General features: G+C 64.0%; 10 protein-coding genes. 2 read left to right on the top strand and 8 right to left on the bottom strand.

The window, feature by feature from the left end:
• Nucleotides 1-3: 3 nt before the first annotated feature.
• The 7 genes from KZ820_RS06615 to KZ820_RS06585 all read right to left on the bottom strand — a co-directional run bounded on the left by KZ820_RS06615 (nucleotide 4) and on the right by KZ820_RS06585 (nucleotide 8,835).
• Nucleotides 4-1,107 (bottom strand): acyltransferase family protein, encoded by a 1,104-nt coding sequence (locus tag KZ820_RS06615; protein WP_258047928.1) that lies wholly within the window; start codon nucleotides 1,105-1,107, stop codon nucleotides 4-6.
• A complete protein-coding gene (locus tag KZ820_RS06610) occupies nucleotides 1,107-1,751 on the bottom strand; it encodes a hypothetical protein (RefSeq protein ID WP_219747769.1) in 645 nt (214 codons plus the stop codon). The genes KZ820_RS06615 and KZ820_RS06610 overlap by 1 nt, the downstream gene beginning before the upstream one ends.
• On the bottom strand, nucleotides 1,748-2,020 hold the full coding sequence (locus KZ820_RS06605) for a PadR family transcriptional regulator (protein ID WP_219747768.1): 273 nt from the start codon (nucleotides 2,018-2,020) through the stop codon (nucleotides 1,748-1,750). The genes KZ820_RS06610 and KZ820_RS06605 overlap by 4 nt, the downstream gene beginning before the upstream one ends.
• A gap of 1,252 nt (nucleotides 2,021-3,272) precedes the next feature.
• Complete coding sequence (locus tag KZ820_RS06600; protein WP_219747767.1) at nucleotides 3,273-3,515, bottom strand: DUF6894 family protein; 243 nt, start codon at nucleotides 3,513-3,515, stop codon at nucleotides 3,273-3,275.
• A 58-nt stretch (nucleotides 3,516-3,573) separates the two neighbouring features.
• On the bottom strand, nucleotides 3,574-4,347 hold the full coding sequence (locus tag KZ820_RS06595) for a Crp/Fnr family transcriptional regulator (protein ID WP_219747766.1): 774 nt from the start codon (nucleotides 4,345-4,347) through the stop codon (nucleotides 3,574-3,576).
• Nucleotides 4,348-4,766: 419 nt separating this feature from the next.
• On the bottom strand, nucleotides 4,767-6,695 hold the full coding sequence (locus tag KZ820_RS06590; protein ID WP_219747765.1) for a methyl-accepting chemotaxis protein: 1,929 nt from the start codon (nucleotides 6,693-6,695) through the stop codon (nucleotides 4,767-4,769).
• A gap of 295 nt (nucleotides 6,696-6,990) precedes the next feature.
• Nucleotides 6,991-8,835, bottom strand: coding sequence for a methyl-accepting chemotaxis protein (locus KZ820_RS06585; protein WP_219747764.1), 1,845 nt, complete (start codon nucleotides 8,833-8,835; stop codon nucleotides 6,991-6,993).
• 436 nt (nucleotides 8,836-9,271) lie between these two features.
• Between KZ820_RS06585 and KZ820_RS06580 the strand changes: the two genes are divergently transcribed.
• Together KZ820_RS06580 and KZ820_RS06575 are read left to right on the top strand one after the other, a co-directional pair.
• Entirely contained in the window at nucleotides 9,272-9,814 is a 543-nt protein-coding gene (locus tag KZ820_RS06580; RefSeq protein ID WP_219747763.1) for a hypothetical protein, read from the top strand.
• A 799-nt stretch (nucleotides 9,815-10,613) separates the two neighbouring features.
• Entirely contained in the window at nucleotides 10,614-12,719 is a 2,106-nt protein-coding gene (locus KZ820_RS06575) for a putative bifunctional diguanylate cyclase/phosphodiesterase (protein ID WP_219747762.1), read from the top strand.
• Between the two features lie 551 nt (nucleotides 12,720-13,270).
• Here the strand turns inward: KZ820_RS06575 and KZ820_RS06570 are convergent.
• Nucleotides 13,271-13,714, bottom strand: a complete 444-nt coding sequence (locus KZ820_RS06570) for a hypothetical protein (protein ID WP_219747761.1) — start codon at nucleotides 13,712-13,714, stop codon at nucleotides 13,271-13,273.
• Nucleotides 13,715-14,441: the final 727 nt, after the last annotated feature.

The following is a 14,441-nucleotide window of genomic DNA, read 5'->3' as shown; positions in this document are numbered from 1 at the left end:
GCCTCACATACCCTCCCTCGACGATGGTACGTTCGCCGTGGCCCGGCTCGGCGCGGCCGCGATGCCGGTCAGGCAGCGCCGCATAAAGCGGAGCATGGGCACCTCGATCCAGGCGCGAAAGGCCAACGACACGCCGATGGTGATCGCCAGCAGAAGGGTGAAGACGGCGAAGCGCCGGGCGTATGATCCGGGCGCAACGGGCAGTACGAAGGAGAAAACAATCGGGTGAAGCAGATACACAGCATAGGAAGCTGCACCCAGCGCGAGGACGGGTCGGCTTCGCAGCGCGAACCCTGCGCGCTCGAGCTGCACCAGCCCCAGCACGACCGCCGCGGCAGGCAAGCCGAGCGCCGCCACCCGGATCTGGTCGGCAGCGCCGCCGTCCCGCCCGTGTAGGCCGAGTTCCAATAGGTAGAGAAGCGCAGCCGCTACGAGCACCAGCGCCAGAGCCGCGCCAGGCGGAAAAGGCGTACGTCGCCGGTCGACCCACAGAAAGATCGCCAGACCGAAGGCGAACTCGATCAGCAATGGCCAGTCACGCGGAGCAAGGCCGATCAGCCGTCCACCATAAGCCAGCACAGGCAATGCTGCGATGGCGAGGAACGGCGCGCGGCGTGGCCCAGCGCGCAGCGCGCCAGCGTACAGTAGATAGAAGACTAGCTCATAGACCAGCGTCCAGCCGACGAAGAGGAGGGGTGGCCGGCCGTCCGTGCCGTGCAGGAACAGCAGCGATCGGCCGATCCAGCCGAGCGCGGCCTCAGTAGGCATGGCGATGAGCACGATCACGCCAAACAGGCCGGTCGCGATCCAGTAGGCCGGAAGGACCCTGATCGCGCGGTGCATCAGAAAGCCGTGGTGCCCAGCCCTGGTGCTCCACGCGATGATGAAGCCGCTGAGCACGAAGAACAGGTCGACGCCGAAGCTGCCGTAGGGCCACGGCACTGATGCCGCCGGGATCAGCGCGAAGTGGAAGGTGGCGACGCTGACCGCCGCATAGCCTCGTAGGGCCTGCAGGTTATAGAAGAGGTCGGGAGGCGTGGAAGCATGGCACGTCGCTGCGGGAGTAGGTGAAGGTGGCAGCCGGAGCAGACCTTCACCTCGCCGCATCACGTCGTTTGGCCCACCGAGTGATCCTGTTCCGCCGCGATGTACAAGCGACGCAGCAGGGCAACGGCGAGCACGTCGAGCACCAAGGTGAGGGCGGGCAGCAAGGCGCAGGTCGCGTCGAGCAGGACCAAGCCAGCCGACGTAGCCAGCGTGAGGGTCGTCGCCGCGCCGAACCGCTGTGCGGCAGCCGTTCGCGTCCAGTCCCGCTCCGCCGCGAACCATGCGGCCAGCACGTCGCTGGCGATACGCAGCAACACGATCAGCGTGAGTGCCGGCATTGCGGCGGCGTTGCCGGCGTTCAGCCAAGGCATGAGCATCTGACTTCCCGCGAACGAGCTCGTAGCTTGGGTGCCGTAGGCAAGGAGATAAGGGTAGCCGGCGAACACGCCGGCCAGCAGCAGCGCCGCCGCGGGTAGGATCAAACCCAGCACCAAGGTGTAGCTGGCCAAGACAAGCCGCCCTTCCACGTGGGCCGGCAGCTCGCGCCACGCCGTCAACAGACAACCGGTAGCGAAGGGCAGGCCTTGGCCTTCCGCCATCACCTCTTCGAGCTCGGCTTCCATCGCCAGCTTCCAGCCGTAGCGATGCGGACCGAGGCTCGCGATCGCCACCGCCATCACCATACGCGACAGCGAGGCGCTCATGCCGGGAGAGCCGGAAGACGAGGGAGCGGGAGATCGTTCGTCGCGCCGCGCGCCAGCGCCAACCCCTGTGCGGTCAGTCGGTAGGCGTGACGTGGCGGCCGTCCCATCACGATCGGCTCGCGCCATTCCGCCTCGACCAAGCCCTGGTCGGTCATCCGCATCAGGAGCGGGTAGAGCGAGCCTGATTTCAGTCCCGTGACCTTCATCAGCTCATAACCGTGCGTCCATCCCGGTGCCTCCTCAGACAGCGCCAGGAGGAGTGCGATCATCTGAGGTGAGGGACGACGAGACCGGACCATTTAATTTTTTATACATATGTAGAGTTACACCTGCAAGCCCGCTGACCTCACCAGCGGTCGGCGTTAGACGTCGGCAAGTTCATGCGCCACCCAGCGCCCTCGCTCGCCGTATGAAGGAATGTCCGTTCTCTAAAAGCAAGGAGGACAGGCCTGGGTCCTCAGCTTAGGAAACGTGAGGGCCGCTAGCGCTCACTCGTGGACATCACTCCCCTAAGATGCAGGTCCCAGAAGCCGACACTCTGCTCCTAGCGAGATGACAAAGTCGCGGATCAGCCGGGTGGGTCAGGTTCGCCCTTCGGCCAAGGCACGCTTCATAGTCCGAGATGCCGACGTCGAACTTCTCACGTTCTCTCGGCGACTCGCGGAGGTGCTTACAGGCCTGCCGAGCGGATCTGATTGCGGCAGGCTCGCTTTCCTCCGAGGCATCGCGGACCGCGTCCCGCTTGCTGGGTTCGTCTGAACTTAACGAGCAAGCGGTCAGCGCCACTGGTAAGCAAAGGAGCGTGAGGGAGTGCATGGCGAGAGGCTCTGCCCGAACGGCTGTTTCTGCAAGACGCTCGTCGACAGCAGCCATTCTGCTTTCCTGCCATCAGGCCAGCCGGACCGCTGCGCGGAGCGCCCAGAAGGCGCAAGCGGCTAGATGAACGAGCGGCTGGAGTTGGGGAGCGTGAAGGGGCGCCTGAGTGACCGGTTCTGGGTCCTTGGCTCAGGGAGCGGAGAGCCGGTATCGGGCGGGTAAACGGCTGGTCTGATCGGTGCTACCAAGCGCGAGGAACACCACCAACCCTTTTAGCAGCTGCCGCTTCCACCTCGTTTAGCTCCGCCTGGGTTAAGACGCCGGCCGCGAGTACCTTGCGCATCAGCTCGTCTAGCAGCGCGGCAAGGAAGTGGACCTCCGCGCGCTCGGACTCAGTGTCCTCGCCCTCAGCGTTTACGTGCATGCCGCGCCTCCATCGATTGCTGAACGCGATACAGGCATGATCACGGCAGCGAGAGGAGAGCGCAAGGGGCAATCACATATATGCGGAGTGATATCGCATCGCGACCACTCCAGCGACGTAAGTGCCCGCGAGGAATCCGTACGCCCCAAACTGAACCGAAGAATTGACCCAAGCTGGGGAGGCTAAAACGAGCCGCGAATATCTGCAATTGGGTCCTCAATGCGATAGGGACAGGGTGCCCCAGACATCGAACAAACCTCATAAGGTAATCTGTAGGCCGCTTATAGGCCGCTCACCAACAGCACGTCCCTGAATGCAAGCGAAGTTCGCTTACCGGTGGCCGGCTCCTCAACTTCGATATGACAGCTGAGACAAAGGTGGCCGTCATGCACTTCGTGAGCCATGATCGATAAAGCGTCTCTTCTCGCCGCTTCTAATGCGGAGGTGAGATTTGGTAGCTCGCGGCCGCTGTCATCAAGCGTGTTGACGCCGCATTCGTGTAGGTGAAACAGGAAGCGCGGCATCACGAGTATCCTTGCTGGCGGGTGGCTAACGCTCACCCGGTCGCCAGGCTCCCCGTTCTTACTGCAGCTCCAACTCGATATGCAGGCCGCTACGCGAATCGAGGTCGTTTAAATGCAGGTATCCAGGGTCGAAGCCGCCCTGCCGACGGAGAAGATCCCAGTCTCGGATCGTGACGTGGCCAGCCTCTGCTATCACGCTGCCACTCTCTCGTAGCGCACGAATCATTCGATTTACATGTACGGCGGTGAGCCCGACAGCATCGCCGATATGCGCCTGTGTGAGAAGGAGCGGGAAGCGATCGCGCTCGCCGGACATGACGCCGTATCGGCAGGCAAGCTCGCACAAGAGGTGCGCGATGCGCGAGAGTGCTGATCCGCGACCGATAGACACAAGCCACTCAGCGCCGATCTGGCTTTCTGTCACGCAATCACACCAAAACGCCTTTGCCAGGGAAGGTGATTGAGCGGCCGCGGTGCGGATGATCTCACGATCGATCTGGTAGAGGACCGTGGGACATGTGGATTGCAGAGGGGAACTCACGACAGGCATTACCGCTGCGTGCAAATCGGCCATGTCGCCGCGGATGAAGAAGGCGGTGAATTGCCGGTTCCCGTCAGCCGTCTGACCAAAGCGCGCAACAATGCCGTCTACCACGAGCGAGACGTGGCTGGTCCTCTCCCCCAACCGAACGATGTCACGTGTACCGTCGACCTTTCGTATGACCCCTGGAAAGGACCTGACGATGTCCTGATCCTGTTGGCTGAGCGGTGAGCGGAGCATGAGCCGCTGCAGCCAAAGGGCGAGTACCTCACCCCCTTCAACCAGCGTCATCGTTGTGCTCCCTCGGCTCTGCAAGATCAAATGCCGGTCATGATCATAAGGGGGGGATTTAGCAATCCTGACCCTAATCGAGCTGTAAGCGGGCGGTGGCAGGCAGAACGATGGCTACGCGTGAGCGGACCTAGGCTCACGCTGGCCTAACGCCGACCAGACCTGCGGGTTGCCTAGGGTCCCATCCCGCCAATGGACGAGTGGCTGAAGTTGGGAGGCTGACCTGGAACTCTGAACGACTGCTCTTGGGTCACTCGCTGAAGCAGGATATGGCGGCAGCTGTCGACCAGGCTTAAGACATCCAGCGTCGTTGATGTGAGCGGCGGCTCTTGCTTCAACCCGTTATTCGGATCACGCTGACCGGCCGATCGGCTTCGCGCCCGAGAACTGGTCGCTGGCCCTGACCCGCTCGGCCTGCGCTACGCCCTCGCGAGTTCCTCTACGAACTGGTCGGACGAGGATCTCAGGCTAGCGAGAGAGGCATCAAGCTGCTGGGACATAGCCTCCAGCACATCGGCATCGTGCCTGCTCTCTACGACTAGGTCTCGCGACTGCTGAACCGACAGGGTGAGAGCCTGGCTCCCGGCAACGATCGAATCCACGCTCTCGCGAATGATAGTGGCGCCGAGACGCTGCCGTTCGACGGCGTGCGTGATGGCGTCTGACGCGCGCTCCGACCTCGCGAGCGCGTCCGAGACTTTCGATATCGATGCCGCGGCGACGCCGGCGCTCGTACGCACGCCCGCGACCTTCTCAGCCACCGAGCGCGTCAAATCCGCTGCTTCCAGCGCCAGCGTCTTGACCTCGGCGGCGACCACGGAGAAGCCTGCGCCCGCCCCTCCCGACCGAGCAGCCTCGATTTTGGCGTTCAGCGCAAGGAAGTCGGTCTGCCGCGCAATCGCGTCGATCGAGCCGACGACCGCATCGATGCTGTCAAGCGCCTCGGCAAGGCCTATCAGGGAGGCACTCGCGTCGTCTCCGTGCGCGGTGCCAGCCCGGGCGAGGTCAAGGCCCACTACGGCCTCCTCGGCGATGGCGCCTGCCGAGGTGTCGAAGGCGGCCGTCTCGGGCGATACTGCAGCGCTTCGTCGGGCTGCATCCTCCGCCAGCCGGCTTGTGGCGTCCATGCTGTCCAAGAGGCCGATCACGCGTGCGCGGACCGACTCCGCCGCTGAGGTCATAGCATCCGCGTTGGTGCGAATGGCCGCGAGTTCCGGCGCGATGCGGACCTGGAACGCCCTACCGGCCTCTTGAAGGGCCGCGCTCCTGCTCGCCTCCGCCTGCCGGTTCAGCTTGATATTCTCCGTCCTCACCTCCGACACCGTGCGCTCAAGCGTCAGCCGCGCCTCACGTTCCTGTGCCGCCACGCGCTCTCGAGCCTCCAGCGCCTCGCGCGTCGCCGCATCCGCGCCGGCAGTTGCCGCGTTTGCGTCGGCAATGGCCGTCCGCGCCCGGGCGAGCAGTCGCCTGCCAGCAAGGGCCAGCCCGAGGCAGACCATCAGCATGATGGGAACAGCCTGCCGCCGCAGTGCCGAGCCCGGCCGCCTCGGAGACCAGCGGAGCCCGCCGACCGCCTGACCCTGCAACGTCCTCAGCACCAGATCGGCAGGCTGGCCCGTGGGGACCAGCCGGAGATCGGCAAGCTGATGGTTGACACCAATGCTCCGAGCGTCTCGTGCGGTCAGATCGTCGACCAGGATTAGGAACGACGGTCCTCCAGGCGGCTGCGCAACTAGTCCCTTGTCGGGGGTGATTGGTGCGACAGCGAAGGCAGCGACGCTCCCTCTCGCCGTTAGCGTGAGGCCCGACATCTGCCGGTGGGATGCCGCCGAGGCGGTCTTCAGCGTGTTGATCGCCAGGCTTACCGGCAGTCCCAGGTAGCTCGTTGCATCCAGTCTGACGAGGCGATCGCCGTATGAGGCGTAAGTAGTATGGCCCGCGCTGTCCACGACGAAGCTGCTCTCGTAATCCTGCGACTTGAAGAGGTAGGGCCCAATGTTCTCGTTCGCCCAACCAATGTCGAGTTTCACCACGAGGTTCTGCAGCGCCACGTCCCAGGCGGCGCAGTCCTTCAGATACCGCTGCATGTCGGCCAGGTGCATGTCGATAGCCGTCCTGGCGGCATTCCGCTCAGTCTCCATTTCGCGTTTGTCCGCCTGTACGGAAAGCCAAAGCAGCAGCGCTGCGACCGATGCGACCGCCAGGCCGATCATACGCACGAGCGGCGCCACGAAGTCGCGCCGATAATCTAAAGCGTGATCGAGCATCGACCTGCGGTCATCCTGCTCCACGTGAACCTTGCCGTGCATGGCGTCACCATACCCCGCTACAATCACCAAGTTCTTCACGTGCGAGAGCCGACGAACGAGCGCGTTAGGCGGCGACAGGCGCGGCTCGGTAGCACGGCACCAGGCCTGGCATCCTCGACCTACCTAGACCAATCACGCCGGTCTCGTCGTAGCTGAAGATGCAATTATTCGGGCGCCCTCCTTGGACGCCCGTAGCAAGCCAAGGGTCGCTTCGACCTGCTGCCTAAGCTCGGCCAGATCCAGCAGCAGGCACTCTGCCTGTGCAGACAGCAGGATAGCTTCGGCGACAACCACGGAAGAAGCGGCTTCTTGGCGTCGGTCCATCATCAATCTCCTAGAAGGAAGACCAATCATCCTGCGGTGACGCCGCTGCTGCGCCGGTGCGCCGCGCACGCGCGGTGCCAGCCAATCGAGCACCAACCTGCGCGGCGCGTGCCTGGAGCTGGTGGACCGGCGAGGTCGGTACCGCGGCCTCGCCTAAATTAAAGCGCCTGACCTGACGCGACATGTTCTCGGTCTCCTCGGCGAGGCTGCGCGCCGCGGCGGTGGCTTCCTCGACCATCGCGGCGTTCTGCTGAGTGACGCCGTCCATCTCGCTGACCGCGGTGTTGACCTGCTGGAGCCCGGTCGCCTGCTGCTCGGCCGCAGCGGCGATATCCGACACGAGCGTGCTGATCTCGCCAATCTGCCCGGTGATCCGAGTAAGCGCCTCACCCGCCTGCGCCACCAGCTCGACCCCGGCGTCGACCTGATGGGTCGAGGCGGTGATCTTGCTCTTTACGTCCTTGGCGGCGTCGGCGGAGCGTTGGGCGAGCGCGCGCACCTCGGAGGCGACCACCGCGAAGCCCTTGCCGGCGTCGCCGGCGCGTGCCGCCTCGACGCCCGCGTTGAGCGCGAGCAGGTTGGTCTGGAACGCGATCCCGTCGATCACCGCGATGATGTCGCTGATCTCGGTCGAGGAGCGCTCGATCCCGTTCATCGCCTCGACCGCGCGGCGCACCACGTCACCCGATTGCTCAGCGTCGCGGCGGGTGTTGATGACCACGCCGTTGGCCTTGGTGGCGTTGGCGGCGGTCTCGCGCACCGTGATGGTGATCTGGTGCATCGCCGCCGCGGTCTCCTCGAGGCTGGCGGCCTGCTGCTCGGTGCGACGCGACAGATCGTCCGACGCCTGGCGGATGTCACTGACGCCGTTGGTGATCCCCTCGGCGCTGGCATTGACCGCGGTGAGCGTGCCCGCGACTGAATCCATCGCGTTGTTGAAGTCGTCCTTGAGCTTGGCGAAGGGGCCGGTGAGATCGGCCTCGATACGTGCGGTCAGGTCGCCGCGCGCGAGCGAGTCGAGCCCGCTGCCGACGCTGTCGACGATCAGCCGGGTCTGCTCCTGCTTGGCGCGCTCGGCGGCGACGAGCTGATCGCGGAACGCCACCATCGAGCCCGCGAGCTCGCCCACCTCGTCGCGCCGCGGGTCGACCGCGACCTCGGCGTTGAGGTCACCCGCGCCGAGCCGGCGCATCGTCGCGGTCATCGCCGTCAGCGGGGTCGCGATGCCGCGGATCAGCGACAACAGCATGACGACGGTGAGCGCAAGCACCGCGACGGCGATCCCGATCGAGACACTGCGCGAGGTCGTGTAGGTCGCGTTAGCCGCGGCCATGTCGCCGTCCATCAGGCTGATCTGGATCGCCTTCAGCTTGCCGGCATCATCGCTGGCTTGATCGTAGATCGCCTTGCTGCGCCGGAAGCTGGCGAGCGCCGCATCGTTCTGATTGTCATGCGATAGCGTCAGTGTGGTCTTCGACTGCGCCAGGTAAGTGCGCCAATCCGCCTCAAACCGCTCGAACATGGATCGAGCGGCAGGGTTCTTAAGCGCCTCGTCCAAGAACCCGACGTTCTTGCCGACCTCTGCCGCCTGAGCCGCCGCGTCGGTTTCGGCAGCGGCGATGTCGGCAGGCGCCTCGGATAGGATGCTGTTCGCCTCGGCGTTTCGGTAGTCCGACGTCGCCGTGTCGAGCGCGGCAACGGCGACCAGCTTGTCCCGTCGGTCGTGCCCGAGCAGCTCGGCTGCGCCGTTCAAGGTGCGCTGGCTGGTGATGGACGCGGCTGCCATGAGCAGGAGGGAGCCGAGTAGGATGCCGAAGGCAACGAGCAGCTTCGAGCTGATCTTCAGGTTCTTCACGTTTGCGACACTCTCAAGAGGTGTCAGCAACGTAGAGCAACATATGTTAACGAGCTGCCACTGTCTGGCGCTTTAGACGGCCACCAAATCCGCCTGCGTGGGCGCTGCTGCCAGCGAGCTTCGACGCATCCGGTACGAAGTGCTATCTGGGTAAGCGAGGCTTGCAGCGGTCAACCGGCGAGGGGCCGGGCTCAAGATGAACAAATGTCTGAAGTTGGGACGAGGTCAGGGCGCTTGGAATGACCGATACTGGGTCCTCGGCACGAGAGGGCAGGGGGCCGGAACCGCCCACTTTCGGACTTAAGGCCGCTCTGGCATGCCTGGATAATAATGAAGCGATCGGTCGGTGGGACGAACCGACACTCAAGCCTGCTCAGCGGCTTCTGAGGCTATTGTTTAGCTCGCGTCGGCTCACTCAATCGAAGAGGCTTTTGCAGTGAAATCGCTTGCAGATCGTTTCAGGAACGGTGAGGATACGGCCGAAGATAGAGCCTTTGTTGAGAGCCTTATCAAGGCCTGTGACGTTAGTCGGCTTGAAGACGTTATCACCCCATACCTGAAGTACGCGAGAGATGTTGACGGCGACGCGATCGTCAATTGTGCTAGGATGCAGTCAGATTGGTCGTTTAAGGCAGCCGTTATCACCGGAGTTGGTCGCCTGTATCGCGATGCCGATGGCTATGACAAACTGGTCTGCGAATGCCTTCGCGGAAACGACAACGACTTTATGGATATGGCGCGGCTTGCGGCCCTCAATAATATCGGACCCGACGTAGTTCCGATGAGCGCAAGAGTGGCGGCTATCTTGTCTGATAGCATTAAAGAAAGAAGTAGACCACTCCGAGATGCGGCATTAGTCGCTGTTCAGGCATATCTAGGTCTGAAAAGCCGAGATATCGAATGGTCATTCGATGATAGGCGTACCGCCGACCTTGAGGAGAGGGCTGATGCATTCCTCTCCAAATGGCTTCCAAACTAAATTGACTTTAGTCAATCTGAGCTTGCCTGCATCCGGGTTGCTGATCAAGGCGACAGAGCCCTCACCCTGCCACCCCTCGCGAGCGCCCGCTTTCCTGCCAATGTCCGCCACTCGTCCTGGTCACCCGCCGTATGCATCATGAACGTCTCAGTTTAAGTCTGTGCGCATGCGGGCTAGTGGCGTTGCTGGCGATCCGCCGGCTTCGGTATTGGCACAAGCCAGCGGGGTTGGTAGCGGCGAAACGGTGACAAAGCGTTTAGCTTTGTCGGCGTATGGCGACTAAATGAGTGAAGCTCTGAAGACTGCCGATGAAGCGGAGGCGTCGAGGCTTACGAGCCTCCTGAGCCTGAACCTCCTCGACACGCCGGCCGAGGGGAGCTTCGACGCCGTCACACGGCTCGCGGCCCTCGCGTGCGGCACGGCCAGCGCCGCGGTCACGCTGGTGGACGCGGACCGTGTTTGGTTCAAGTCACGCGTCTGCGTAGAAGTCCCGGAGATGCAGCGCGAGCACGCTTTCTGCAGCCTTGAGATTACGCGCGGGGATCTGCTGGTCATCCCCGACACGCAGCTCGATCCACGCTGCGCTAACAACCCGTTGATCGCGGGTGACGGCGCGATCCGCTTCTACGCCGGTGCGCCACTGATCGTATCTCCGACAGGAGCATGTGTCGGACGTTTGTGCGTCTTCGACACTGCGCCGCGCGACCGTCTGACCGCGGCTCAGGAGGACGCTCTGCTGAGTCTCGCCGGCATGATCGTCGAACGAATGGAAAGCGCGCGCTTTCGACAGATTGGCCGCATGGCCGCCAAGGTGGCCGACGTCACCTCCGACGCGATCCTGTGCGCCGACGCGAGCGGGCGGATTACCTATTGGAACGCCGCTGCTGAGTGCATGTTTGGGCATGCGGCCGAAGTCGCGATCGGGTCGCCGCTGAGTATCATCATGCCCGAGGGCTTCCGCGGCGCGCACGCGCGCGGCTTCGCGCGTGCCGCGGCGGGCGGCGCGATGACGCTCCAGGGCAAGCCGGTCGAGCTGATCGGGCTGCGCGCGGACGGCGAGACGTTCCCGATCGAGCTGTCGCTGGGGCGCTGGCACGACGGGGCGACCGTCGCCTTCGCCGCGATCGTGCGCGATATCTCATCGCGCAAACTGCTCGAGCACGAGCGCGAGCAGGCGCGCGTGTTCCTCGACACGGTGATCGAGAACCTGCCCGCCATGCTTTTCGTCAAGAACGCGGAGGATCAGCGCTATTTGCTGATGAACAAGGCTGGCGCCGAACTTGCCGGTCGGCCGCAGAGCGACTTCGTCGGGCGTACCGATAGCGAGCTCTTTCCCGGCAGAGGCGAGGCCTACGAGGCTCGCGACCGAGCCGCCGAGGCGCGCCCTGGCGTTCACGTATTCGAGGGCAATTACGTGCGCGCTGATGGGCGGCGTTTCACCCTAAGGACTAAGCGGCTCGTGATTGACCCGGCTCCCGGCGGCAAGCGTCTGCTGCTCGGAATAACCGAGGACATGACCGAGGCGCGGCGCGCGCAGGCCGAGGTCAGACGGCTGGCCGAATATGATTCGCTGACCGGCCTGCGGAACCGCGCCGGTTTCGTCGAGCGGATCGACACGCTCGTCGCCGCGACGACGCCCTTCACCGTGCTCAGCATCGATCTCGATCGGTTCAAGTCGGTCAACGATCAGTTCGGCCACTTGGCCGGCGACGAGGTGCTCGGCGAGGTCGGTGTCAGGCTGGGCCGTGTCGTCAGCGCGGGCGACGTCGTCGCCCGTGTCGGCGGCGACGAGTTCGCGCTGATCCTGGTCGGCGATGACGCGGGCGCGCGCGCGCGCGCGCTGGCGCCCATCATCGTCGCCGCGCTGGAGGTGCCGATCACCACCAATCGTGCGCTCGCCTACATCGGGTGCAGCATCGGCGGCGCAGCCTTTCCGACCGACGGCGGCACGCCGATAGAGGTGCGACAGGCCGCCGACCTGGCGCTGTATCGCGCCAAGGAGAACGGGCGCGGTTCGACCTGCTTCTACGACGCTGCGCTCGACGCCGCGCTGCGCGAGCACCGTCGCCTGGAGCAGGCGCTGCGGCTCGCGCTCGAGCAAGACTTGATCGACGTCGCCTTCCAGCCCGTCCTCTCGACGGAGACGCGCCTGGTCACCAGCTTCGAGGCATTGGCGCGCTGGCACCATCCCGCCAAGGGCCCGATCCCGCCCTCCGAGTTCATCGCGCTGGCCGAGGAGTGCGGTCTGGTCGAGGCGCTCGGCACCAACGTGCTGCGCCGCGCGTGCGACGCCGCACGCTCCTGGCCGGACGATGTGTCGGTGGCCGTCAACCTGTCGCCGCTTCAGTTCCAGACGGGCCGCCTGTGCGAGACCGTGCGCAGCGTGCTGGCGGCGAGCGGCCTGCGGGCCGGTCGGCTGCAGCTGGAGGTGACCGAAGGGCTGCTGATCCGGGACGTGGAGCGCACCTTCCAGCAGCTCGAGGAGCTGCGCGCGATCGGCATCCAGATCCTGATGGACGACTTCGGGGTGGGCTATTCCTCGCTCAGCTACTTCCAGCGATTCCGGTTCGACAAGGTCAAGATCGACCGCTCCTTCGTCGAGACGGCGCCGACCGCGCTGGCCGCTCAAGCGATCATCCAAGCCGTGACACAGGTCGGTCAGACGCTCGGCATGGGCGTCGTCGCGGAGGGGGTGGAGACCGAGGAGCAGATGCAGATGCTCGTTTCACTGGGCTGCACTCACGTGCAAGGCTATCTGCTTGGACGTCCCCTCGTCGAGAGCATGGTACGCGACTTTCTACACGCGAACCGCGGTATGGCGAAGAGGCTGGCAGCTCCTACCGCGAGGCATGACGATGACGTTGCCTTATATAGCTCGGCCTCATCGTCGATCGCTCTACCGTGAGCAAGAGGCTTTAGCCTGCGACAAAAGATGGGCCGGGAGAAGGGCGCCGCATTGGCTGCAAGCATACGGCTGCCCTTTTCTCATAAAGGGCTTTGGATGGCGCCCAATAAGGAAGCAGGTTCGGGGCAGCAGGGAAGCGGGGCGTCAATGAACCAGACTGCTTCGTAAGCTCCCTTAAGCAATGCTTGTATTCTCTTCGTTGCAATCCATTCTCACGCTCCATCGTCGATACTGGAGCGGTCGCGGTCGCGGTCACATGTCGTACAGTACCCGGCAAACTCTAGGGCAAGACGGCTCAACTCTCGGCGAAGGCCATCAAGCCTCGTGATCGCCAGCTGAGCAAGCGTCCGCATTTCGCCGTATTCGTCCGAAAGGTGACAGGCCGCTTTCCTGCCAAGAGCGAACAACGCGGTGGAGGAGCCCTTCGCCGAGGTGGTGCGGTCGGGCTTGACGTGAGCGGTGATCGGGCGCCCCTGTACCCGCGCGATACCCGCGGTTGAACGCTCGCCACGCGCCTGGGCCTAAGTGACAATTTCCGCCTCCTAGGCAGGTCACTTGTTTAAGAACGGGAGAACGTTCGCCCACCAGCCCTGCACACCTCCAGAAAGGCGCTCGGCTGCGGCTGCTCGGACAAGGTCGATCGCCAAGCTATTTGAAATTCCGCGGCCGTTCCGCTCGATCGCGGCGACGAGCGTCGCCGCTGCTAGCTGGACAGCTTCGGCGACGGAGGAGGACGCTAGCAGCGCAGGCGCTCTGTAAGGATCAGCCTCAACGGCAGCCCATAACGCTTCCCCGAAGGCATTCGCTGGGGCGAGCTCGTCATCGAAGAGCCAGGCGTTCCTGCCCTGCAGCGGGTCGTCGTAAAGTTCGATGTGGATCAGCACCGTGTTTGTTGCCCACTGGATCCAATCACCATCGCGCTCTCCTCCCGCGAAGATGCGCGCGGCTAGGTACAGGTCGTGACGCTCGGGGTGCAGCCAGGTGAAATCGCTCATGAGGTAACCTGCAACGCGCCCTGGTGCGTGGCAACCGGATGCGGCACCATTGCGGCGGAGACGCCCTCAGCCGCGATTTCGTTCTCGCCCCCTGCAAATTCCGAGGAGCGCGGCTGCTATACCCGCACAATACCCCCTCGCGACGGCCGCTAGCGCCCAATTGCCGACATCTCGTCCGTATGACACGTTTGCTCGATGGGATCCGCACTCTTCCGTCCCGCAACGGCCCTGCTCATGCTGGCTATCCTCGGGATCGGCAGTTGCAGCCGGCCGCTCAAGCGCTTGAATGCGTCGGAGAGCCGGAGCTGCGTCTTGCAAGGCGGATACGAAAGTCGTGGCCCTTTCGGCTACCCGTTCTGTCAGTTCCGGTATTCCGACGGAGGCAAGATCTGCTCAGGCAAATCTGATTGCCGAGGCCAATGCATTCTAGAGATCGCGGGCCCACCTGGGTTTGACCCTGAACCTGGAGCACCCGCTCTCGGCGTCTGCGAGGCAGAACGGTCTACGTTTGGCTGCTATGCGAAGGTCGAGGATGGCAAGGTCTCACCCGAAGGGGGCGTTTGCGTCGACTAGCCGCAACGTCCGCTTTCCTGCCAAGACCGGACCAGGTCACCGGCGTTGCGGCGCGTCACCCGTGTCGACCGCAGAGATGAATGGGCGTCCGAACTTGGGAGCTGGGCAGTGCGCCGTGAGTGACCGGTTATGGGTCCCTTGCCACGAGACGGGA

Origin of the sequence: Sphingomonas citri (assembly GCF_019429485.1) — a bacterium.
Lineage (GTDB): Bacteria > Pseudomonadota > Alphaproteobacteria > Sphingomonadales > Sphingomonadaceae > Sphingomonas > Sphingomonas citri.
This window is presented reverse-complemented; position numbering and strand designations above follow the sequence as displayed.

Bases quoted from the DNA above. Each gene is read 5' to 3' on its own strand.
- KZ820_RS06600 (WP_219747767.1), bottom strand. From the start codon at position 3,515: ATGCCGCGCTTCCTGTTTCACCTACACGAATGCGGCGTCAACACGCTT.
- KZ820_RS06610 (WP_219747769.1), bottom strand. From the start codon at position 1,751: ATGAGCGCCTCGCTGTCGCGTATGGTGATGGCGGTGGCGATCGCGAGC.
- KZ820_RS06575 (WP_219747762.1), top strand. From the start codon at position 10,614: ATGGCCGCCAAGGTGGCCGACGTCACCTCCGACGCGATCCTGTGCGCC.
- KZ820_RS06615 (WP_258047928.1), bottom strand. From the start codon at position 1,107: ATGCGGCGAGGTGAAGGTCTGCTCCGGCTGCCACCTTCACCTACTCCC.
- KZ820_RS06570 (WP_219747761.1), bottom strand. From the start codon at position 13,714: ATGAGCGATTTCACCTGGCTGCACCCCGAGCGTCACGACCTGTACCTA.
- KZ820_RS06595 (WP_219747766.1), bottom strand. From the start codon at position 4,347: ATGACGCTGGTTGAAGGGGGTGAGGTACTCGCCCTTTGGCTGCAGCGG.
- KZ820_RS06605 (WP_219747768.1), bottom strand. From the start codon at position 2,020: ATGATCGCACTCCTCCTGGCGCTGTCTGAGGAGGCACCGGGATGGACG.